This window comes from Streptomyces sp. SID13666, from assembly GCF_010548325.1.
GTDB classification, from domain to species: Bacteria; Actinomycetota; Actinomycetes; order Streptomycetales; family Streptomycetaceae; genus Actinacidiphila; species Actinacidiphila fildesensis.
Genome location: NZ_JAAGLX010000037.1, coordinates 56,753 through 76,952, shown reverse-complemented (window position 1 = coordinate 76,952; position 20,200 = coordinate 56,753). Strand labels below are relative to the sequence as shown.

Below are 20,200 nucleotides of genomic sequence, written 5' to 3'. Positions count from 1 at the left end.
CCTAACCGCCGTGCCGGCACGCATCGCCGCAGTCCTCGTGGGCCGGCATGACCGGCCTTCCGGTGCTGGGGTTCCGGGCCCGCCCCCAGTCCGTCCTGGGCGGTGCCCAGGCGGTCCTGGCCGGTCCCCAGCCGTTCTGGGCAGGGCCCGGGCCGTTCTGGGCGGGGCCCCAACCGGCGTACGGGCTGGTCGCCGCCCGGTACTTGGCGGCCGCCAGGACCGCGGCCCGGGCGAGCGGCGCCCCGACCGGGGTGCTGAAGCGGTGCGCCATCGGCCGGTACTCGGAGAGCGCCCACAGGATGACGATCCAGGCGGCGTCGCCGGTGTAGAGCTGCCCCTGGTCACCGATGACGGTGATCCGGCTCAGGGTCGAGGCGTGGTCGAGGTCCGGGTACCGGCCGCGCGCCTCGGGGGAGCAGGCCGGGACGAGGTCCAGCGGGACGAGCTGCCGCTGCCGTACGAGCCAGCCCCGTACGAAGGTGCAGAGCCTGCAGTCGGCGTCGTACAGGACGGTCAGCCGGCGGACCGGGACACGGGCGTCCCGGCGGACCGGTGCGGGGGCCGCCGCCCCTTGCGGGGCGGCTTCCGCGGCGTGGGTGGTGCGGGCGCCGTGGGTGGCGTCGGCGGTCATGGTGGTCAGAGCGCCGGGGTGGCGGGGGTGGCCCAGCCCTGCGGCGGCACCGGCGGCATCTGCTCCTTCTCCATGATGCCCCGGCGGCGCATCTTGTTGAGGATGAAGACGTTGCCGAGGTGCAGGACGCCGAGGACGAGCAGGACGACCCCGAGCTTGACCGACAGTGCCTCGAAGAGCCCGCGGGCGTCCTCGACCGCGTCGGCGCTCTTGAGGTAGAGGGCGACGAACCCGAAGTTGACGAGGTAGAAGCCGACCACCAGGAGGTGGTTGACGGCGTCGGCGAGCTTCTCGTTGCCGTGCAGCACGTCGGCGAGGAAGATCCGCCCGTTGGTGCTGAGGGTGCGCGCGACCCAGATGGTCAGCCCGATGCTGATGAGCAGGTAGACGACGTACGCGACGACCGTGAGGTCCATGGTCCATCCCTTTGCGAGAGACTTGAACGTGTTCAAAACTTCTGACAGGCATGACTGTAGACCTATTTTTGAACGTGTTCAACCACGAGTTCCGGCGCAACGAGGAACGCCGGGCGGGCCTGAGGAATCAGGCCCGCCCGGCGTTCTGCGGAGAGGTTCTGCGGAGAGGTTCTACGAGAGAGGAGAGGAGCCGGTCAGTCGCGCGAGTGGCTCAGCTCCAGGTCGAGGTTGTCGTCCCCGTCGCCGTCCTCACCACTGCCCACCGTGACCGTGGCCGGGAAGGGCGGGTAGCCCATCGTCAGCAGGGTATAGCGGCCCGGGTAGAGGTCGGCGAAGGCGTAGCCGCCGTCCTTGCCCGTGTGGACGACGCCGACCTCCTTGCCGTCCGCGTCCTGGAGCACGACCCGCGCGTCGTCGACGGGTTCGCCGTTCGCGGTGCGCACCGTGCCGGTGAGGGTCCCGGTGCCGCTGAGCCGCAGATCGCACTCGACCGGACGGTCGGACGTCATGACGCTCGCCGTCTGCGGGTGGTGCCCCTCGGCGTTGGCGACCAGGACGTACGAACCGCTGCCGGGCGTCGGCAGGCTGTACGTACCGTCCTCCTCCGCCGTGATCCGGCCGACCTGGCGGCCGTCGGCGGCGATCAGGGTGAGCTCCGAGCGCGGGATCGGCAGTCCTGAGGACCCGCGGACGGTGCCGCGCACGGACGGGCCGCCGGCCTTCTGCAGCGGGACGACGACACCCGCTCCCGGAGCGTCGGGGGCCTCGTCCGGCGCACCTTCGACCGCCAGGTGCGGCAGCCGCTTGTCGAGCCACTCCGGCAGCCACCAGTTGGCGTTGCCGAACAGGTGCATCAGCGAGGGGACGAGCACGGTCCGCAGGATGAACGCGTCGAGCGCGACCGCTCCCGCCAGGCCGACGCCGAACATCGCGATGACGCGTTCCCCGTTGAGGACGAAGGCGGTGAAGACGCAGATCATGATGACGGCCGCCGAGTTGATCACCCGGCTGGTCTCGGCCAGGCCGACGCGTACCGCGCGCGCATTGTCCTTGGTGTGCACCCACTCCTCGTGCATCCGGCTGACCAGGAAGACCTGGTAGTCCATGGAGAGACCGAAGAGCAGCGACAGCATGATGACCGGGAGGAACGCCTCGATCGGCCCCTCGCGGCTGGCGAGCAGCAGATCACCGCCCCAGCCCCACTGGTAGGCCGCGACCAGGACACCGAAGGACGCGGCGGCGGCGGCCAGGTTCATCACCGCGGCCGTCAGGGGAACGACGAGGCTGCGGAAGGCGATCAGCAGCAGGACGAAGCCCAGCGCGATGATCACCGCGACGAAGACCGGCAGCTTGCCCATCAGCACTGAGGCGAAGTCCTTGTACATCGCCGTCTGGCCGCCGACGTACGCCTGCATCGTGCTGCCCTTCTCGGCAGCCGGTACGACGTCGTCGCGCAGATGGTCGATCAGGTCCGAGGTCGCCTTGTCCTGCGGTGACGTGTCGGGCACCGCCTGGATGACGGCGATGTCGGCGCCCGGCTGCATCGGCAGCGCCGCGGCGAAGGTGATGCCCTTGGTCGCGTTGAGCTTGCCGACCAGGGTCTGTACGGCGGCCTTGTCGGTGTCCGACTTCACTTCGGCGAGGATCGTCAGCGGACCGTTGAAGCCCGCGCCGAACCCGCCGGCGAGGAGGTCGTACGCCTTGCGGGTCGTCGTCGTGTCCTTGTTGTTGCCCTGGTCGGAGGAGCCGAGGCGCAGGGAGAGCACCGGCACGGCCAGGGCGACCATCATCGCGATCGCGATCACGGAGAGCACCCGCGGGTGCCGCTCCACGAACGACGACCAGCGGGCGGCGGCGCCGGTGGCCAGCTTCGCCTCCGGGCCGTTGGCGGCCAGCTTGCGCCGCTGGCGGCGGGAGAGCACCCGGTTGCCGAGGACGCCGAGCATCGCGGGCAGCAGGGTGATGGCCGCGGCGACGCTCAGGACGACGGTCAGCGAGGCGGCGATGGCGACGCCGTTGAGGAAACTCAGACCCATCGCGAACATGCCGAGCAGCGCGATGCAGACCGTGCCGCCCGCGAACAGCACGGCGCGCCCCGAGGTGTTGACCGCCGTCACGGCGGCCTCCTCCGGGGTCAGCCCGCGCAGGATGCCCTTGCGGTGCCGGGTGACGATGAACAGCGCGTAGTCGATCCCGACGCCCAGGCCCACGAGCATGGCCAGGACCGGTGCGAAGTCGGCGACGGCCATGCCGTGGCTGAGCAGCAGGATCGCGGACGAGGCGGTGAAGATGGCGAACAGCGCGGTGATGATCGGCATCAGCATGCCGAAGACCGAACCGAGCGCGAGGAAGAGGACGACGGCCGCGGCCGCGACGCCGACCAGTTCGCTCAGCCCCTGCGGAGGCTGTTCGGCCATCTGGATCGCCTGGCCGCCGGCCTCGACCTCCAGGCCGCTGCCCCCCGCGTCGTGCACGATGTCGACGAGCTGCTTCACCTCCTCCTTGTCCAGCTCGTTGCCGAGCTTGGTGAAGGTGACGGCCGCGTAGGCGGTCCTGCCGTCCTTGCTGATCTTCGCGGCGCCCTCCGGCGCGTACGGACTCGCGATCGTGCCGACGTCGGCCACGTCGCTCTTGATCTTCTGGAGAGCGGCGGTCATCTTCTGCTGGACCGCGGCGTCCCGCACGGAGCCCTGGTCCACGTGCCAGACGATGTTGTCGGTCTCGCCCGCCTGAGCGGGGAAGGCCTTGTCCATCAGCTTCAGAACCTGCGCGGACTCGGTACCCGGCAGCTCGAAGACGTTGGCGTAGGCGCTCCCGGCGGCGCCGCCCGCGCCGCCGAAGCCGGCCATGACGAGCACCCACAACCCGATCACCAGCCACTTGCGCCTAAAGCACCATCGTGCCAATGAGGCCACGGTCCCAGCTCCTTCACTCGCTGCCGACGTCCACCGCCGGAGTTGGATCTCCCGCAGTCTGTTCAGCCTCCGTGCCGGGACCGGGCCGTTACAAGGTGAATCGGGATCTCTCAGGGAACTCCCAAGTTGTCTCCAGTGGGTCTGTGGGCCGGCACTGCTGATAATCGAGTCATGGAGAACCCCGAGAGCCCGGCCACCGTACTGATCGTCGAAGACGAGCCGGGCATCGCGGACATTCTCCGAATTACCCTGAAATACCATGGCTTTACGGTGCACACCGCGGCCACCGGCCGGCAGGCCGTCATCGCCGCCCGCGAGCACCGGCCCGATCTGGTGCTGCTCGATGTGATGCTGCCGGACGGCAACGGCTGGGAGGTCTGCCGCACGCTGCGCGCCGAACGCGACGACCTCGCGGTGATCTTCGTGACCGCCCGGGACGCACCGCGCGACGTCGTCGGCGGGCTCGCCCTCGGCGGCGACGACTACATCACCAAGCCGTTCGGCGTGGACGAGGTCGTCGCCCGGGTGCACGCGGTGCTCCGCAGGACCCGGCGCGAACCGGAGGCCGTCGACCCGGTGCTGCGCCACGGCGACCTGGAGATGGACGAGACGACGTACAGCGTCCGCCGTGCGGGCGAGCCGGTCGACCTGACCCCCACCGAGTACAACCTGCTGCGGCATCTGCTGCGCAACGCCGGGCGGATCGTCACCAAGGAGCAATTGCTGCAGCACGTCTGGCAGTACGACACGGTCGTCGAATCGACCGTCGTCGAGACGTACATCAGCTACCTGCGGCGCAAGCTCGACCGGCTCGGGCCGCCGCTGATCGAGACCCGGCGCGGCATCGGCTACGGGCTGCGGGCGCTGGCATGAGACTCGGGTTCGGGACGTTCGGGTTCGGCGCGGGCGAAGCCGGAACGCGGCGCGGATACGGCACGTACGACGGTGGAGGCGGCCGTGGGCGTGACGGTGGACGCGACGGTGGAGGTGGTGGTCACGGCGGTGGAAAGCCGCGCCTGGACGGCAAGCGCTGCTTCTGGCCGCGCCCCCGCTCGCTGCGCGGGCGGTTCACGATGGCCAACGTCACGTTCCTGGCCATCGGCCTGGTGATGGCGGGCGCCGCCAGCCTCATCGGCATGTACACCATGCTGATCGGCGAGATAGACGACTCGCTGAAGACCTCCCAGAAGGCGCTGTCCTCCGCGCCGTTCACCAGCGGCGGTCTGCAGCAGCTCTGCACGATGGCCGGCATGCTGCAGACCACCGACGGGAACAAGGTCGTCGCCCAGGCCTTCGACCAGGACCTCTTCCTGGTGCTCGACCCCCAGGGCAGGATCTCCACGGTGTGCGAGGGCAACGTGGCGAACCTCGGCGAGGAGCGCCGCAGTCTCGCGGCGGCCATGCCGGACCCGAAGGAGCTCGCGGCGTCCGGCGACGCCGCGACCGTGCACAGCGACGGCAGCTACTACCGGGTGATGGTCTCCCGGCTCGGCGACGGCACCATGGTCGTCAAGGGGATGCGGCTCAACGGGGTGCGGCGCGCGGTCGGCCATCTCCTCATCGTCGAGGTCATCGACAGCGTCGTGCTGCTGGGCCTGCTCGCCATGGGCTCGCTGACCGCCGCCCGCCGGCGGCTGCAGCCGCTGGAGGACATGGTCGAGACGGCGTCCGCCATTTCCGAGGGCGACCTCTCCCGGCGGATCGCCACCGCCTCGCACGGCAGCACCGAGGTCGAGCAGCTCAGCGCCGCCCTCAACGCGATGCTCCAGCAGATCGAGACGGCGCTCACCACCAGCGAGCGCGCCACCGCCCAGCTCCGGCAGTTCCTCGCCGACGCCTCCCATGAGCTGCGCACACCGCTCGCCTCCGTCCGCGGCTATCTCCAGCTCTACGAGAAGGGCATGCTCGACCCCGACGAGAAGGACCGTGCCCTGACCCGGGTCTCCGCCGAGGCGCTGCGGATGAGCCGCCTCGTCGACGAACTCCTCGCCCTCGCCCGGCTGGAGGACCGGCCGGCGCTCGTGCCGCGCCCTGTCGACCTCACGCAGCTGGTCAGGGACGGTGTCGCCGACCTCGCCATGCAGCAGCCGCAGCGGCCCATCGCACTGATCCTGCCGGGCTGTGTGGAAGTGCTGGGGGACGAGGCGCAGTTGCGGCAGATCCTCGGCAACCTGCTCAGCAACGTCCGCGTGCACACCCCCGCGGACTCCCCGGTGACCGTGGAGGTCATCCGCCGGGACGAGGACGTCCTGCTGCGGATCACCGACTCCGGCCCCGGCCTGTCCCCGCAGGACGCCGCCCGGGCCTTCGACCGCTTCTTCCGCGCCGACCCCGACCGGGCCCGGGACACCGGCGGCGCCGGCCTCGGCATGTCGATCGTCCAGGCCGCCGTCGACGCCCACCACGGTTCCGTCCGCCTCGACACCGCCCCGGGCACCGGCCTCACGGTCCACGTCACCCTCCCGTCGGCCCGGCCGGCCGAACTCGTGGTGGAGAGCGAGGCGGCGCCGGGACGTTAGGTCGTGTCGCCGAAGGCCCGCTCCGGCTCACCCGGCCGTCGAAGGGACCGGCTGCACGGCCGTCGCCGGGGCCCGGCCGACCCGCCGCACCCCCGGCACCAGCGCCGTCCCCAGGCAGGCCGCCGCCACCAGTCCGGCCGCGACCGCCAGCGGGGTCGCCGTCCCCCACGCGTTGGCGGCGAGCGGCGCGGCGGCGTAGCCGACCGGCATCGCGGCCAGTGAGAGCAGCCAGTCGTAGGACGTGACGCGGGCCAGCACGCCGGCCGGGACGGCCTGCTGGACGGTGGTCTCCCAGACCGGGTTGAGGAAGCCGAGCGCGCAGAGGGCGAGGCCGTAGGAGGCGATGAGCAGCGGGGCGGGCGCGGCCAGGGCGAGCAGGATCAGCGGCAGTGCGTAGGTCGCGAGGCCGAGGTTGGCCACCAGGACGGGGCGGGAGAGCTTGGCGCGGCCGGCCAGCAGGGAGCCGACGACCAGGCCCGCGGTACCCGCCTGGAGCAGATAGATCCAGACGTCGTCCCCGCCGAGCCGCTCGCGGGCGACGATCGGTCCGAGGGTGGCGAGGACGGCGGCGGCGCCGTTCCAGGTGGCGTGCGCGATCAGGCTCGTCCAGTACCAGTCACGGGACCGCACCTCGGACCAGCCCTCGACCAGGTCGGCGCGCATCGAGCGGCGGGGGATGGGCGTGCGCCGGACCCGGATCGCGGCCAGCAGCGCCGCACTGGCCGCGAAGGTCGCCGCGTCCAGGACGAAGGCCCAGCCGGGCCCCGCGGTGAACACCAGCAGCCCGGCGACGCCGGGCCCGCCGAAGAAGGCGGCGTTGCGCGCGGCGGCCATCAGGGAGTTGGCCTTCTGCCGTTCCGGTCCTTCGGTGGTGCCGGTGATCAGCGGCGACGCGGTCGGCATGGCGAACGCGGAGGCGATGCCGCCGACCACTTCGGCGGCGGCTATGTGCAGCAGCTGCGGGTCGCTGCCGATGAGTTCGGCGCCGACGAAGAGCTGGGCGGCGCACCGGACGAGGTCGGTGGTCAGCGCGACCTTGCGGACGTCGAAGCGGTCGCCGAACACGCCGCCGAGGGGGAGCAGGAGCAACTTCGGGACCATCGAGCAGCCGAGGACGACGGCGAGCGCGGTGGCCGATCCGTCGGTCGCCCGGGTGATGGCGATGGCCAGCGCGGCGGGGACGACGGCGTCGCCGAGGGCGGACAGGGTGCGGCCGATGAAGAGCAGCCGGAAGGCGTGCAGGCGGAGGGGGTGCGTGGGTGGTTGGGTCACGCGGAGAATGTATTTCGGTACCGAACCTTTCGTCAACGAATAATTCGATGCCGACGGAACGGGCGTAGAGTGACGACATGAGCCCTAGTGACGCCGGCGGCGGCAGCGGTCGCAGTGGAGACCGGGACCGGACCGACGAGCACGTCGAGCGCTGGCTGCCCGTCCTCCCCGACCTCGACCCCGACATCGAGGGCGCGGTCACCCGGATGAAGATGATCGCCCACCATCTGCGCCGTTTCCGGGACCAGTCGCTCGCCGACTATGACCTCCAGCGGCACGAGTTCGAGACCCTGCACGCGCTCGCGGGCCGCGGCGGCAAGGCCAGCCCCTCCGAGCTCGCCAGCGACCTGGACATGGCGCCCGCCTCCGTCACCGGACGGCTCGACACGCTCGCCCACCGCGGCTTCGTCCGCCGCACCCCCTCCGCCACGGACCGCCGCCGGGTCGACATCGAACTGACCGAGGAGGGCCGGGCGACCTGGCTCGGTTCGATGGACGTGCTCGGTCACGAGGAGTACCGGCTGCTCGGCGCGCTCGACGCCGGCGAACGCCGCACGCTGTCCGACCTGTTGCGCCGGATCCTGTTGGCGGCGGAGGACGTGCAGAGCTTGCGTTAGAGCCCACTCCAACCCGTACGTTCGATGCCATGGCCACCACAGACAAGAACACCGCCGCCGCCGACGCCCCTTCCGAGCGCTACGCGCGCGGCCTCGCCGTACTGCAGCAGATCGCCGGCACCGAGCGGCCCGCCGTGCTCGACAGCCTCGCCGACATCGCCCCCGACCTGGCCCGGTTCACCGTCGAGTTCGGCTACGGCGACATCATCTCCCGCCCCGGCCTGACGCTCCCGCAGCGCCAGCTGGCCACCATCTCGGCCCTCGCCGCGATGGGCAACGGGGCTCCGCAGCTGCGCTTCCACATCGACGGCGCGCTCAACGTCGGCATCAGCCGGCGGGAGATCGTGGAGACGTTCATCCACGCCAGCGTCTACGCGGGCTTCCCGGCCGCCCTCAACGCCCTCACGGTCGCCCGCGAGGCGTTCGCCGCGCGCAAGGAGTCGGACGACCCGGCCGCCGGCCCCGTCGCACCGGCCACCCCCAGCGAGCCGGGCACCACCCGCTACGAGCGCGGCCTGGAAGCGCTGGCCCGCATCGACGGCCACGCCGGCGAAGCCGTCGTCGCCTCGCTCCAGGACATCGCCCCCGACCTGGCCCGATACCTGATCGAGTACAGCTTCGGCGACATCTACTCCCGCACCGGCCTCGACCTCAAGTCCCGCGAGCTCGCCAGCGTCGCCATGTGCACCGCCCTGGGCAACGCCGCCCCGCAACTCCACGTCCACATCCACGGCTTCCTCAACGTCGGCGGCACCGAGGACGAAACCGTCGAGATCATCACCCAGATGGCCGGCTACGCGGGCTTCCCCGCCGCCCTCAACGGCATCGCCGCCGCCCGCGAGGTCTTCGCCGACCGGGCGGAGAACAACCCGGAGCACTGAACGCGCCGTTCGTCAGGTGCCCGTCCGGCTGCCGGAAGCGGAAACGGCGGCGGCCCGGGCGGAAGGCCTATGCCGTTCCGTCCGGGCCGCCACCCCGTGGGGGGCAGGTGGGTCAGCCGTTGGTGACGGCGGTGTCGTCGATCAGGAAGCTGGTGGCCGCGGAGGAGTCCTCGGCGCCCAGGAACTTGATGGTGACCGTCTTGCCCTTGAAGGCGGACAGGTCGAGGGTGCGCTGGACGTAGCCGCTCGGGGTGACGTTGGAGTACGTCGCCAGGGTGGTCGTCGTGGTGCCGGAGACGACCTGGGCCTTGAGGGTGTCGTAGACCGTGGAGCCGGTCTCCTTGGTGGTGATGCCGAGCCAGAAGCTGAGCTTCGGGGCGGCGGCGCTGGCCGGGATGGTCACCGACTGGGACAGGGTGTCGGTGTGGGTGGTGCCGTAGCCGTTGAGCCAGGCGTAGTACGAACCGGCGTGCGGGGTGGCGCCGGTCTCATTGGTGATGACGCCGCTGGTCTGGGCCCAGGTGGTCGCACCGGACTCGAAGCCCGGGTTGGCCAGCAGGTTGGTGCCGTCCGGCGGCGGGGTGGTGCCGGTGCCGCCGCAGGTGGTGGAGGTCGCGGCGACGGCGGCTGCCGTCCAGGCCTTCTCGACCGCGGCGCACTGGGCGCTGCTGCCGCCGAAGAGGTCCTTGGCGGCCTTGATGCTCGCGGTGCGGGCGCCCGGGTAGTCGGTGGCGGCCGTCATGTACGTGGAGAGCGCGCGGTACCAGATCTTGCCCGTGTCGGCGTTGCCGATGCCGGTGACGGCCGGAGCGCCGCCGCAGGTCGGGCTGTTGCCGTACGTGGAGGAGCCGGAGCCGACGGCCAGCAGGTAGAAGAAGTGGTTGCCGACGCCCGACGAGTAGTGCGGGTCGAGGTTCTTGGTGCCGGTGGTCCAGCAGGACTGCGAGACGCCGTCCTTCTTCGGGTCGTCCATGTACCGCAGCGGCGTGGAGCTGATCTTCTCGCCGATGAGGTAGTCGGGCTTGTCCGCCGGGCTGTTGGCGTTGAACTCGACCAGGGTGCCGAAGATGTCGCTGGTGGACTCGTTGAGGCCGCCCGCGTCGCCGAAGTAGTTCAGGCCGGCGGTCGCGGCGGTGACGCCGTGGCTCATCTCGTGGCCGGCCACGTCCAGCTCGGTGAACGGCTTGTCGCCCACCGCGCCGTCGCCGTAGATCATCGAGAAGCTGTCGTCGTCCCAGCCGGCGTTGCCGTAGTTGACGCCGTAGTGGACGAAGGAGCGGGCGCCGACGCCGTCGTTCTTGATGCCGTTGCGGCCGTGCACGTTCTTGTAGTAGTCCCACGTGGCCTGGATGCCGTAGTGGGCGTCGACGGCGACGGTGGCGCGGTTGGTGAGGGTGCCGTCGCCCCAGACGTTGTCGGTGTCGGTGAACGCGGCGCCCCAGCCGGCCGGCGGCGAGTCGTTGGTCGTCGTCTTGTTCTGGGCGTCCCGCGTCTCCCCGTTACCGCGGGTCGGGTCCAGCAGCTGGTAGCCGCCGCTGACGCTGCTGGTGCCCAGCGTGACGTCGCCGACCTGGTAGCCGTGACCGGTGCCGGAGGCGGCGGCGCCCGCGACGGTCGTGGCGGGGGCGGTCGCCGGGTTCTGGCCCGCGACGGCCGTGCTGATGAAGCTGTTCCACGACTGGCCGGCGGCGCCGGTCTGCGCGTTCACCAGGACGTGCAGGTGGCTCGGCGACTGGTCGGGGGCGGTGCCGTTGGTGACGACCTGCCAGACCAGCGTCGGGGTGGCCGTGGTGGCGTCGACGACCAGCTTGGCCGTGCTGCCGTGCTTGACGCCCTTGAACTTCTTGGCCGCCGTGGCGATGGCCTGCTTGGCGGTGATCTTCGGCGTGACCGACAGGTTCAGCGGCGCCGCCAGGGTCAGCGAGGCGTCGCGCGCGGTTCCGTCCGGAGCCGAGTGGACGACGACGTCGCCGCCCAGGACCGGCAGGCCCTGGTAGGTGCGGTCGAGGTGCACGTGGCGCGAGCCGTCGGCGTCGACGGTCACGTCGCGTGACGTGAACACGTCGTGAGCGCCGGCCTTGACCAACTGCGGGTGGGCCGCGACGGCGGAGTTCGCGTCGCGCAGTGCCTGAGCTTCGCTCGCCTTCGGCGGGATGGGCCGGGGGTTCTTCGCGGCGCTGGCGGGGGTGCCCGCCCCGGCTATCAGGAGCCCGCTGACCGCGAGGGTGAGGGTGCTGGCGAGTACAGATCGTTTCATGGCCAGGGAGCATGGCGGCGCCTGGTGACCCGGGGCAACGAACTCCCAACTCTGTTTAATTGCGGGAGTTACAACAACTCGTTAAAGCCTGGCCCACAAGCTGTGCAACCTCTGTGAACGCTAAATCTTTGGGTAAGACTGTTCACAGCGTGATGCGCGTCACCGGCCGTTTCCCGGCCGGTCGCTAACATGTGCCTCCCCCACACCCGGCACGCAGGACGGATGACCACCCCCTGTGACCTATAGACCGCTGCCTCCAGAAATCGCCGATGCGCTCCGCACCGGCCCCTTCGAAGCCGCCCTCGACGCCGCCGTCCGGGCCAGCGGACTCAGCATGGAACGTATCCGGCACCGGCTCGACACCCGGGGCGTCCAGGTGAGCGTCACCACGCTCAGTTACTGGCGCCGCGGCCGCAGCCGGCCCGAGCGCCCCCAGTCCCGGCAGGCCGTACGCCTGCTGGAAGAGCTGCTCGCCCTCCCCTCCGACTCCCTGGTCTCCCTGCTCGGCCCGCAACGCCCGCGCGGCCGCTGGGTCAACCGCCCGCCAGCCAACCTCGACGCCGCCCGGCTCTGGCAGGAGTACGAGAGCCTGCCGGGACTGCTCGGCGAGATGGGCTCCGCCGACGACGGGCTCGCCCGGCTGGCGGTGCACGACCGCTACGAGATCGACGCGAACGGCTGTGAGGCGACCTGGACGACGACCCTGGTCCTGCGGGCCGAGCAGGAACGGGTGGACCGTTGCATGATCATCACCCGTGGCGATGACCCGGAACGGGAGCTACCCGTCCTCACCGGGGTGCGCAACGCCCGCCCCGGCCGGGTCCGCATCGACAGCTCGGTACCGCTGGTCGTCGCCGAACTGCTGCTGGACCGGGTGCTCGCCAAGGGCGAGACCGAGGTCGTCGAGTACACGTACCGCATGCCGACGGTGGGCGCCCGCACCACCGAGTGCGGGCGCGGCTTTCCGGTGCCCATCCGGCTCTACACGCTCGAAGTGCAGTTCCATCCGGACGCCGTGCCGTTCCGCAGCCACCGCTGTGTCGGCACCACGGCGGGCGGGCCGCTGCCCGCGGTCGAACCGGTCTGGATCAGCGCGTCGGGCCGGGCGCTGTTCTCCGTCGAGGACCCGCAGCCCGGTTTCCAGGCCCTGCGCTGGGAGTGGGAGTAACCGCCGGCGGGAACGGCTGAGGGCCCCGTCCGCCGTGGCGGAGAGGGCCCTCAGTTGCGGGACGTCCTAGAAGCGGCGCGTGATGAGCGCGCGCTTCACTTCCTGGATGGCCTTCGTGACCTCGATGCCGCGGGGGCATGCGTCGGTGCAGTTGAACGTCGTGCGGCAGCGCCAGACGCCGTCCTTGTCGTTCAGGATCTCCAACCGCTGCTCACCGCCCTCGTCGCGCGAGTCGAAGATGAAGCGGTGCGCGTTGACGATCGCGGCCGGGCCGAAGTACTGGCCGTCGTTCCAGAACACCGGGCAGGACGACGTGCACGCGGCGCACAGGATGCACTTGGTGGTGTCGTCGAAGCGCTCGCGGTCCTCGGCGGACTGCAGGCGCTCGCGCGTCGGCTCGTTGCCCTTGGTGATCAGGAAGGGCATGACGTCGCGGTAGGCCTGGAAGAACGGGTCCATGTCGACGATCAGGTCCTTCAGGACCGTCAGGCCCTTGATGGGCTCGACCGTGATCGGCTTCTCCGGGTTGAGGTCCTTGATCAGCGTCTTGCACGCCAGCCGGTTGCGGCCGTTGATGCGCATGGCGTCGGAACCGCAGATGCCGTGGGCGCAGGAGCGCCGGAACGTCAGCGTGCCGTCCAGCTCCCACTTGATCTTGTGGAGGGCGTCCAGGACGCGCTCCTTGGGATCGATCGGGAACTGGTAGTCGACCCATTCGACCGCGTCGGAGACCTCCGGGTTGAACCGGCGGATCCGCATCGTGACCGTGATCAGGTGACCTGCGGCGGCCTCGGCGGCGTCCAGGGCCTCCGAGTGTCCGGAGGACTTGTCGAGCGTCGGGGTGCTCATCAGTACTTACGCTCCATCGGCTGGTAGCGGGTCACCACGACCGGCTTGTAGTCGAGACGGATCGACTCGTTGCCGGCGGAGTCCGTCTCGCGGTACGCCATGGTGTGCCGCTGGAAGTTGACGTCGTCGCGGTTGGGGTAGTCCTCGCGGTAGTGACCGCCGCGGGACTCCTTGCGCGCCAGCGCGGACACGGCCATGACCTCGGCCAGGTCGAGCAGGTTGCCCAGCTCGATGGCTTCCAGCAGGTCGGTGTTGAAGCGCTTGCCCTTGTCCTGGACGGACACGTTCTTGTAGCGCTCGCGCAGGGCGCCGATCGTCTCGACGGCCGTCTTGATCGTCTGCTCGGTACGGAACACCATCACGTTGGTGTCCATGCACTCCTGCAGTTCCTTGCGGATGTCCGCGACCCGCTCGGTGCCGGTGTTGTTGCGCAGGCCCTCGACCTGGGCGACGACCCGGGAGGCCGGGTCCTCCGGCAGCTCGATGTGGTCCGTGGTCGCCGCGTACTCGGCGGCCGCGATGCCGGACCTGCGCCCGAAGACGTTGATGTCGAGCAGCGAGTTGGTGCCGAGGCGGTTGGCGCCGTGCACCGAGACGCAGGCGACCTCGCCGGCGGCGTAGAGGCCCGGGACGACGGTGGTGTTGTCGCTCAGCACCTCGCCCTGGACGTTGGTGGGGATGCCGCCCATGGCGTAGTGCGCGGTCGGCTGGATCGGGATCGGGTCCGTGTAGGGCTCGATGCCGAGGTACGTCCGCGCGAACTCGGTGATGTCGGGCAGCTTGGCGTCCAGCTGCTCCGGCGGGAGGTGCGTGAGGTCGAGGTAGACGTGGTCGCCCTCGGGACCGCAGCCGCGGCCCTCACGGATCTCGGTGTAGATGGAGCGCGAGACGACGTCGCGGGAGGCGAGGTCCTTCATGACGGGCGCGTACTTCTCCATGAAGCGCTCACCGTCCTTGTTGCGGAGGATGCCGCCCTCGCCGCGGGCGCCCTCGGTGAGGAGGATGCCCATCCGCCAGATGCCCGTCGGGTGGAACTGGAAGAACTCCATGTCCTCCAGCGGCAGCCCGCGCCGGTACGCGACGGCCTGGCCGTCACCGGTCAGGGTGTGCGCGTTGGAGGTCACCTTGAAGAACTTGCCGGTGCCGCCGGAGGCGAAGATGACGGCCTTCGCCTGGAAGATGTGGATCTCGCCGGTGGCCAGCTCGTACGCGACGACGCCGGCGGTCCGCTGGACCCCGTCGACCTCGGCGAGGAGCAGGTCCAGGACGTAGAACTCGTTGAAGAACTCCACACCCTCCTTGACGCAGTTCTGGTACAGCGTCTGGAGGATCATGTGGCCGGTGCGGTCCGACGCGTAGCAGGCGCGGCGCACGGCGGCCTCGCCGTGGCTGCGGGTGTGCCCGCCGAACCGGCGCTGGTCGATCTTGCCCTCGGGCGTCCGGTTGAAGGGCAGGCCCATCCTCTCGAGGTCGAGGACCGCGTCGATGGCCTCCTTCGCCAGGATCTCGGCGGCGTCCTGGTCGACCAGGTAGTCGCCACCCTTGACCGTGTCGAAGGTGTGCCACTCCCAGTTGTCCTCCTCGACGTTCGCGAGGGCGGCGGCCATGCCGCCCTGGGCGGCGCCGGTGTGGGAGCGGGTCGGGTAGAGCTTCGTCAGCACGGCGGTGCGGCTGCGCTTCGTCGACTCGATGGCCGCGCGCATTCCGGCGCCGCCGGCGCCGACGATGACGGTGTCGTACTTGTGGATCTGCATGGGGTTGTTTCCCTGTCCGTCCCTGGCCTAGCGGATGTTCGGGTCGAAGGTGAAGATCACCAGCGTGCCGAGCACGATCGTGAACGCCGTTGCGGTGAACAGCAGCGTCTTCAGCCAGAACCGGGTGTTCGCCTGCTCGGCGTAGTCGTTGATGACGGTGCGCAGACCGTTGCCGCCGTGCAGCATGGCCAGCCACAGCATGACCAGGTCCCAGCCCTGCCAGAACGGCGAGGCCCAGCGGCCGGCCACGAAGGCGAAGCCGACCTTGGTCACGCCGCCGTCGAGGACCAGCTGGATCAGCAGGTGGCCCAGCACCAGGACGACGAGCACGACACCGGACAGGCGCATGAACAGCCAGCCGTACAGCTCGAAGTTGGTGCGGGTGGCACGCGGAGTGCGCTTGGTACGGGCGCGCGGGGCCTCGATGAACGGCGCCGGGTTCTCCGGGCTGAACGAGGCACTGGAGGAGCTGAGCTCCACGGAGTCAGTAGACATTCTCAGCTCCCGAACAGAATGCGTGCGGCGTGCCCGAGAACCGGGTAGATGGCCAGGACCATCATCAGGATCCAGATGCCGAGGACGGACCACAGCATCTGCTTCTGGTACTTCGGGCCCTTGGACCAGAAGTCGACGGCGATGATGCGGAGCCCGTTGAGAGCGTGGAAGAGGATGGCCGCGACGAGGCCGTACTCCAGCAGGCTGACAGGCCAGGTCTTATAGGTCGCGACGACCTTGTCGTAGTCCTCGGGGGAGACCCGCACGAGTGCGGTGTCGAGGACATGGACGAACAGGAAGAAGAAAATGAGGACACCGGTGACTCGATGAGCCACCCATGACCACATGCCTTCCCGGCCGCGGTACAGCGTTCCTGCCGGCACGGAAAACCCTCCGGGAGCGGTTTGGGGCCAGCCGGCTTCGGTGTCGGACGGGCCCGGCCGGGTACGGTCCACCGGCCCTGGCCATCGTAGCGACGCGTTGTCGGCTCCGTATGCCCGGGTAGGCCAGGTGTGATTGATCCCGCACGACTGGGTGAACGTCTGGGGGAACCTACGAATGAACGGGCGACCGGATGTGCGGGCCAAAGGCCGGTGGGCGTACGGGTGGAGACGCCTGCGGAGGTGTTGTTCCCCGGAGCTAGCGGTGCAGTTCCGCCGTGGTCTGTGCGTTCGATCGTTCCGAGACCAGCCGGGCGAGCCGCGCCCGGGTGATGCGTCGCAGCTCGTCGGCGGTGACGACCCGTTCCTCGTCCTCGTCGTTCGCGAGCCGGGCGCGGATTCCGGTCAGGACCTGGTTGAGGAGGCTGGCCGGGTCGTCGCCCTTGAGGGCGATGACGAAGACATTGCCGAACTTGTTCTCGTACGCGGCCTGCGCGGCGCTCAGCGCGGTGTGCGCGGCCAGGCCGCCGCGGTGCGGCAGCGGGGTGGCGGCCTCGCAGGCCAGCGCCTCGGAGAGGTCGCCGGGGGTGAGGTCGTACGCCGCCTCGTCGGCCGCCGCGAGTAGGGCGTCAAGATCCGGGTACGGGCGGTGCAGGGCCATCCTCCGGGCCCAGCGGTGGCTTCCGCAGCAGTCGCGCAGGGCGGCTTCCGCCGCGCCGAAGGGGGCCTCGTTGAGCCGGGAGAGCCCGGCGGCGGGGACGGGCCCCTGGGCCGGAGTGTCGGGGAACAGCGCTGAACTCCTGTCGGAAAAGCGGGGAAGCGGTACACGTTAGTGGGGCATGTTCGACTCCGTCCGACGGATGAGTGGATTTCACCCGTACGGGATCGAAATATGTCACGAAGTGGACGACGGAACGGGGATGGTCTGCCATAACGTCCGGTATGGGGAAAATCTGGACAGGGCTGGCGTTGTCGCTCGCCGTACTCACACCGGCCGTCGGCACACCCAACGAGGCACCGGCCACCCGGACACTGCCGGTCATCCCCTCCGTACGGGATTTCCGGCCGGCCGGATCCGGCGTCTTCCACCTCGGTCCGGGGACCCGGGTGCGCGCCGGGCGCGGCAGCGCCGTCGAGGACGAGGCGCGGCTGCTCGCCGGACAGCTGCAGGTCCCCTTCGGGTTCGACGACGACAGGAGCGACGGGGACGGGCCGGCCGGAACGGGAGACATCACGCTGCGGATCGACGGTCCCGGCGCCGGCACCACGAAGAACGCCGCGAACGTGAACGAGTCGTACGTCCTCACCGCACGGAACGGGCAGGTCACCATCGACGCGCCCACCGACGCGGGGGCGTTCTACGGCACCCGCACCCTCCTGCAGACGCTGCGCGCCGGCACCGGGTTGCCCGAAGGCGTCATCAAGGACGCCCCGGACCGGCCGCAGCGCGGCCTGCTCCTCGACATCGCGCGGAAGCCCTTCGCACGCGACTGGATCGAGGACCGGATCCGGCAGCTCGGCGACCTCAAGCTCAACCAGCTGCATCTGCACTTCAGCGATGACCAGGGCTTCCGCATCGAGAGCAGCAGCCACCCGGAGATCGTGTCGCGGGACCATCTCAGCAAGGCGGACCTCAGGGCGATCATCGACCTCGCCGCGCAGCGCCACGTCACCGTCATCCCGGAGATCGACAGCCCCGGGCACCTCGGCGCCGTCATCAGGGCCCACCCGGACCTTCAGCTGGTCAACGCCTCCGGCCGGGCGCTGCCCGGGGCGATCGACATCTCGAAGGCCGCCTCGGCCCGCATGGTCGACGATCTGACCCGTGAGTTCGCGCCACTCTTCCCCGGCCCCTACTGGCACCTGGGCGGCGACGAGTACCAGGCGCTGGTCGTCAGCGACCCGGAGAGCTCGTATCCGCAGCTCGTCCCGCCCGGCGGGACCGTCGCGGAGGCGACGACCCGCTGGCTCAACGACCGCGAGGCGGTGGCGAAGAAGTTCGGCAAGCGGACCAAGGCGTGGAACGACGGATTCCTCTCCACCCCGCGCGCCGTGCCCGACCGCGACCGCGAGGTCGAGTACTGGACGGGGAAGGAACTGGGCGCCCGCGAGCCGGAGGAATACCTCAAAGCCGGCCGCAAGGTCGTCAACCTCAACGACGAGTACCTCTACTACGTGCTCGGCGAGCCGAACGACTTCACCTATCCGACGGGCGAGCGCATCTACAAGGAGTGGACCCCCGCCGTCCTGCGCGGCACCAGCCCGGTGGCCGCCTCGCTGGCGACGCCCGACCGGGTGCTCGGCGGCCGGTTCGCCGTCTGGTGCGACCAGGCGGACGCGCAGTCGCAGGACGAGGTGGCGCGGGGCATCCGGCTGCCGCTGAACGCGCTGGCGCAGAAGCTCTGGTACCCCGGGACGCCGCCCCTCTCCTGGCCGGCCTTCACAGCTCTGGCCGACAAGGTGGGCTGACGGACGGTCCGGCCACAGGTGGTGCGGTCGGCCCCAGTGTTGTGGTCAGTCCCACCAGAAGGACCACAGCCGCTCCCCGCGCAGCGCCTCGGCGTAGTCGGGGAAGGGGAAGGTGCCGTCGTTGAGGTGGGAGGCGCCGGTGAGGACGTGTTCGAGGGCGACATGGGCGGCGTGCTCCGACGTCAGCGGCGGGGACGCGACGGAGAGGAAGACGGAGGAGCCCTCGAAGCCGATGACGCGGGCGCCGAACCGGGTCTCCCAGGTGCGCAGCAGCGCGGAGAACTCCAGGGCCGGCGCGTCGGACTCCCACCCGAGGAGGGCCGGGACATCGGCGCTGCGGCGGGTCGGGACCAGCGCGATGTGCGCGATGAAGCGGGTGGTGAAGTAGTGCAGCATCTGACCCACCGTCTGGCGGGCGACCGCGTCCGGCGGGGGCCCCTGGTGCGCGGGGGAGGTGCGGGCGAGGCCGGGCCAGCGGGTGAACGGCGGGCCCGGGTCGTCGAGGAGCAGGGCGACGTCCTCGGGCCAGACCTCGTCGATCGCGGGATGCGGCGGCCGCAATGAGCGCAAATCCTGGTACGACCGCCAGGAATCAGTCATCGTTGCTTCGACGTCCACGCCGTCGATGTCCTCGGTGCGGTGGCCGCGGCCCGTCGCGCACGGCCAGGCCATGAGGACCGGGCACCAGCCCGTCTCGTCCTGCTGCGCCTGGAAGCGGGCCCAGAGCCGGCCGGGAGCGACGACGGGTTCGTAGGAGAGCCACAACCCGGGGGAGTCACCGGGCAGGAACCGGCCGGGCGGAAGGCCGTCGGGGAGACGGGCCAGGGGCATCGGTGGGCTCCATCGGTGTGGGGGCACGAGCTGGGACGGCCGGGGGCCGCCTCCCCCCACAGGAGCGTCCCCGGCCGCCGTCTATTACAGCGTCGCGGGCGCCGGAAGTGTCACCGCGGCAATGGGGCAGGATGGTGCCGGTGTTCGAGGGGGTGGAGCGAGCGGTGGATCTGGGGACCGCGGTCAGTGCCGCGCAGGAGGGCGACGACGCCGCGTTCCGGGTGCTGTACCGGGCGGTGCAGCCACAACTGCTGCAGTACGTGAGGACCCTGGTCGGACCGGCGGAGGCCGAGGACGTGGCGTCGGAGGCGTGGCTGCAGATCGCCCGCGACCTGCCGGGCTTCACCGGTGACGGCGACGCGGTGCGCGGCTGGGCGGCCCGGATCGCCCGCAACCGGGCACTGGACCACCTGCGGGCACGCAGCCGGCGGCCGGTCACCGCGGCCGGCGTCGACGCCCTGCTGCACATGCCGGCGCACACGGACACCGCGGGCGAGGCCCTGGACGCGGTGGCCACCGACCGCGCGCTCGCGGCCATCGCGACGCTGCCGCGCGAACAGGCCGAGGCGGTCCTGCTGAGGGTCGTCATGGGGCTGGACTCCAGCAGCGCGGCGCAGGTGCTGGGCAAGCGCGCGGGGTCCGTGCGGATGGCCACCCACCGGGGGCTGCGCCGGCTCGCCGAACTGCTGGACGACGAGAGCCGCACCGCGGGTGTGACGTTTTCGGCGGCGAAGACGCTTTGAGGA

The 20,200-nt window shown here is 70.6% G+C and carries 18 protein-coding genes; 7 read left to right on the top strand and 11 right to left on the bottom strand.

Annotated elements, in window-relative coordinates; translation table 11 throughout:
* Position 1 precedes the first annotated feature (1 nt).
* The 3 genes from G3I60_RS33400 to G3I60_RS33390 all read right to left on the bottom strand — a co-directional run bounded on the left by G3I60_RS33400 (position 2) and on the right by G3I60_RS33390 (position 3,962).
* Entirely contained in the window at positions 2-517 is a 516-nt protein-coding gene (locus G3I60_RS33400; protein WP_232484743.1) for a thiol-disulfide oxidoreductase DCC family protein, read from the bottom strand.
* A 119-nt stretch (positions 518-636) separates the two neighbouring features.
* Positions 637-1,047, bottom strand: coding sequence for a hypothetical protein (locus tag G3I60_RS33395; protein WP_138352253.1), 411 nt, complete (start codon positions 1,045-1,047; stop codon positions 637-639).
* 194 nt (positions 1,048-1,241) lie between these two features.
* Complete coding sequence (locus G3I60_RS33390) at positions 1,242-3,962, bottom strand: MMPL family transporter (RefSeq protein WP_164294957.1); 2,721 nt, start codon at positions 3,960-3,962, stop codon at positions 1,242-1,244.
* Positions 3,963-4,133: 171 nt separating this feature from the next.
* Between G3I60_RS33390 and G3I60_RS33385 the strand changes: the two genes are divergently transcribed.
* Positions 4,134-4,835, top strand: coding sequence for a response regulator transcription factor (locus tag G3I60_RS33385; protein ID WP_164294956.1), 702 nt, complete (start codon positions 4,134-4,136; stop codon positions 4,833-4,835).
* Positions 4,832-6,481: a HAMP domain-containing sensor histidine kinase gene (locus tag G3I60_RS33380; protein ID WP_239070571.1), complete on the top strand. Its 1,650-nt coding sequence runs from the start codon at positions 4,832-4,834 to the stop codon at positions 6,479-6,481. Before G3I60_RS33385 ends, G3I60_RS33380 begins: the two co-directional genes overlap by 4 nt.
* 27 nt (positions 6,482-6,508) lie before the next feature.
* On the opposite strand, the gene G3I60_RS33375 is transcribed toward G3I60_RS33380, so the two are convergent.
* Positions 6,509-7,753, bottom strand: a complete 1,245-nt coding sequence (locus G3I60_RS33375; RefSeq protein ID WP_138352250.1) for an MFS transporter — start codon at positions 7,751-7,753, stop codon at positions 6,509-6,511.
* Between the two features lie 77 nt (positions 7,754-7,830).
* Here G3I60_RS33375 and G3I60_RS33370 point away from each other — a divergent pair, with 77 nt between their 5' ends.
* Entirely contained in the window at positions 7,831-8,370 is a 540-nt protein-coding gene (locus tag G3I60_RS33370; RefSeq protein ID WP_164294955.1) for a MarR family winged helix-turn-helix transcriptional regulator, read from the top strand.
* A 29-nt stretch (positions 8,371-8,399) separates the two neighbouring features.
* Positions 8,400-9,251: a carboxymuconolactone decarboxylase family protein gene (locus tag G3I60_RS33365; protein ID WP_164294954.1), complete on the top strand. Its 852-nt coding sequence runs from the start codon at positions 8,400-8,402 to the stop codon at positions 9,249-9,251.
* Between the two features lie 112 nt (positions 9,252-9,363).
* Here the strand turns inward: G3I60_RS33365 and G3I60_RS33360 are convergent, their stop codons facing one another.
* Complete coding sequence (locus tag G3I60_RS33360) at positions 9,364-11,508, bottom strand: M4 family metallopeptidase (RefSeq protein WP_164294953.1); 2,145 nt, start codon at positions 11,506-11,508, stop codon at positions 9,364-9,366.
* A gap of 235 nt (positions 11,509-11,743) precedes the next feature.
* Here G3I60_RS33360 and G3I60_RS33355 point away from each other — a divergent pair, with 235 nt between their 5' ends.
* Positions 11,744-12,676 (top strand): hypothetical protein, encoded by a 933-nt coding sequence (locus G3I60_RS33355; RefSeq protein WP_138352246.1) that lies wholly within the window; start codon positions 11,744-11,746, stop codon positions 12,674-12,676.
* Positions 12,677-12,742: 66 nt separating this feature from the next.
* On the opposite strand, the gene G3I60_RS33350 is transcribed toward G3I60_RS33355, so the two are convergent.
* The 5 genes from G3I60_RS33350 to G3I60_RS33330 form a co-directional block, all read right to left on the bottom strand.
* Positions 12,743-13,525, bottom strand: a complete 783-nt coding sequence (locus G3I60_RS33350; RefSeq protein ID WP_138352245.1) for a succinate dehydrogenase iron-sulfur subunit — start codon at positions 13,523-13,525, stop codon at positions 12,743-12,745.
* The gene (gene sdhA / locus G3I60_RS33345; protein WP_164294952.1) at positions 13,525-15,279 is read right to left on the bottom strand and encodes a succinate dehydrogenase flavoprotein subunit; all 1,755 of its coding nucleotides are present in this window, start codon (positions 15,277-15,279) and stop codon (positions 13,525-13,527) included. The genes G3I60_RS33350 and sdhA overlap by 1 nt, the downstream gene beginning before the upstream one ends.
* Before the next feature lie 27 nt (positions 15,280-15,306).
* Complete coding sequence (locus tag G3I60_RS33340) at positions 15,307-15,774, bottom strand: succinate dehydrogenase hydrophobic membrane anchor subunit (protein WP_138352243.1); 468 nt, start codon at positions 15,772-15,774, stop codon at positions 15,307-15,309.
* Positions 15,775-15,776: 2 nt separating this feature from the next.
* Positions 15,777-16,157, bottom strand: a complete 381-nt coding sequence (sdhC, locus tag G3I60_RS33335; protein ID WP_164294951.1) for a succinate dehydrogenase, cytochrome b556 subunit — start codon at positions 16,155-16,157, stop codon at positions 15,777-15,779.
* Between the two features lie 256 nt (positions 16,158-16,413).
* Complete coding sequence (locus G3I60_RS33330; RefSeq protein WP_138352241.1) at positions 16,414-16,944, bottom strand: 2-oxo-4-hydroxy-4-carboxy-5-ureidoimidazoline decarboxylase; 531 nt, start codon at positions 16,942-16,944, stop codon at positions 16,414-16,416.
* Positions 16,945-17,096: 152 nt separating this feature from the next.
* Here G3I60_RS33330 and G3I60_RS33325 point away from each other — a divergent pair, with 152 nt between their 5' ends.
* A complete protein-coding gene (locus G3I60_RS33325; RefSeq protein ID WP_164294950.1) occupies positions 17,097-18,623 on the top strand; it encodes a glycoside hydrolase family 20 protein in 1,527 nt (508 codons plus the stop codon).
* Between the two features lie 45 nt (positions 18,624-18,668).
* Here G3I60_RS33325 and G3I60_RS33320 read toward each other — a convergent pair whose 3' ends face one another.
* Complete coding sequence (locus tag G3I60_RS33320; RefSeq protein WP_164294949.1) at positions 18,669-19,454, bottom strand: DUF4253 domain-containing protein; 786 nt, start codon at positions 19,452-19,454, stop codon at positions 18,669-18,671.
* A 164-nt stretch (positions 19,455-19,618) separates the two neighbouring features.
* Between G3I60_RS33320 and G3I60_RS33315 the strand changes: the two genes are divergently transcribed.
* Positions 19,619-20,197, top strand: a complete 579-nt coding sequence (locus tag G3I60_RS33315; protein WP_307811166.1) for an RNA polymerase sigma factor — start codon at positions 19,619-19,621, stop codon at positions 20,195-20,197.
* The last annotated feature ends 3 nt before the right edge of the window (positions 20,198-20,200 follow it).